The sequence below is a fragment of the Holdemanella biformis DSM 3989 genome (genome assembly GCF_000156655.1).
Taxonomy (GTDB): domain Bacteria; phylum Bacillota_I; class Bacilli_A; order Erysipelotrichales; family Erysipelotrichaceae; genus Holdemanella; species Holdemanella biformis.
In genome coordinates this window covers 9,564-11,025 of record NZ_DS996850.1, presented here as the reverse complement: position 1 = coordinate 11,025, position 1,462 = coordinate 9,564, and the positions used below count along the sequence as shown (strand labels likewise).

2 protein-coding genes are annotated in these 1,462 nt (G+C 25.8%); both read right to left on the bottom strand.

The features are described 5' to 3' along the window. Nucleotides 1–94: 94 nt before the first annotated feature. A complete protein-coding gene (locus EUBIFOR_RS10640; protein ID WP_003866068.1) occupies nt 95–895 on the bottom strand; it encodes a hypothetical protein in 801 nt (266 codons plus the stop codon). Further along, nucleotides 885–1,058, bottom strand: a complete 174-nt coding sequence (locus tag EUBIFOR_RS12820; RefSeq protein WP_003866067.1) for a hypothetical protein — start codon at nt 1,056–1,058, stop codon at nt 885–887. The genes EUBIFOR_RS10640 and EUBIFOR_RS12820 overlap by 11 nt, the downstream gene beginning before the upstream one ends. Nucleotides 1,059–1,462: the final 404 nt, after the last annotated feature.

The window sequence follows — 1,462 nt, the reverse complement described above, 5'->3', positions numbered from 1 at the left end:
TATGTATTGATATAGTTCCACTCCCATTACGATACTAGATATCGTGAATAGAAATATGTGAAATCTAGATAACATAAAATTTTTGAAATATTCTTTAACCATTTTGCTCACGATCCTTTAAAATAAATTTTGATAAGATAAACAGTAAAATAGAATAAAATATAAAGCAAAGAATAACGATTATAATAGAAAAAATACCTGTGTCTATAGACCATATTCCAATTATTCCAGGACATAATAATGTGAATGAAGAAAAAATATAAAAGATCCATTTTATTTCAAAAGGAATTATAGATCCGATTATGGAGAATAATATTGTAGATACAACACTATAAATGCTAAGTGACAAAATATATGCATATTTATTTAAAATCAACTGAGATAGCAAGAAACAAAAGTAATTTAAGAAACTCCAGCCGATTATTTGAAACAGTGTAAATAAGCATAAGTCTAACATACCTATATTAGTAAAGTAATTTGCTACATATTGTATGTCTTTACCAATTATTGGAAGACACATAAAGTGAATAATTAGAACTGTTATTGCATTGATTACAACAGGATAATACCAAATATCTTTAATAGACTGCTTTAGACATTGTTTAAAATAATTTGTATATCCAATTCTAGAAACAATCATCACATCAAAACGATTGTTTCTATATATACAAGAATTTAAATTAGTGATTATTGGGATGATAAATAAAAGTATAAATTCAAAAACTATAAACTCTCTACCAGCATATATTTCGAAAAAGAATGAAAGACCACTGAAATTACCATCAGCTAAAACCTGATAATCTTTTTGTTTGAGCAAAATAAATAATATAGAAATTAGGCATAAAGCCAACAAGCTGAATAGCTTTGTGCTAGCTTGTTTTTTATTAACATTCATTTTTATCAACAATCACAGTTAAGTGATCATGTGGCTCTAAATTATTTGATTTTGCTCTGGTTTTAACGGATATGTTTTCTGTAATGCTGTTTATTATAGTTTTATTGTATGAACCCAACGTATCTTTTGTAAATCCCAATGATTTTATTTTCACTTCTTTCATAGTAAATTCCTCCCCCCTGTTTTTTTATTAATTAAAATTAAACATTTGAATTAGTAAATGAAGTTATTTTTTAATAGGTGTTTTATGCTTGAGTTTGTACCATGGGTATCACTTCTCCAATCGCTTAATGACTTATGATATATATATCTATTCGTTACTTTAACTATAAAGTATTTTAAAATAAATTGCTATTGTTAATTGATACAATCCAATCGCAGATTGTTTCAGGGAATATGATACTGATCTGTGCTTTGAGGAAGTATTGTTGAAAACATATAAACTTAGTATATTAGATAGAATTATTTACTAACTAAGTTATATTACGCATGAAAAATAACAAATGATATGCTTGGATGAAAATGAATAAAAAACTGTATGAAAACGATTACAACTATGATAATATG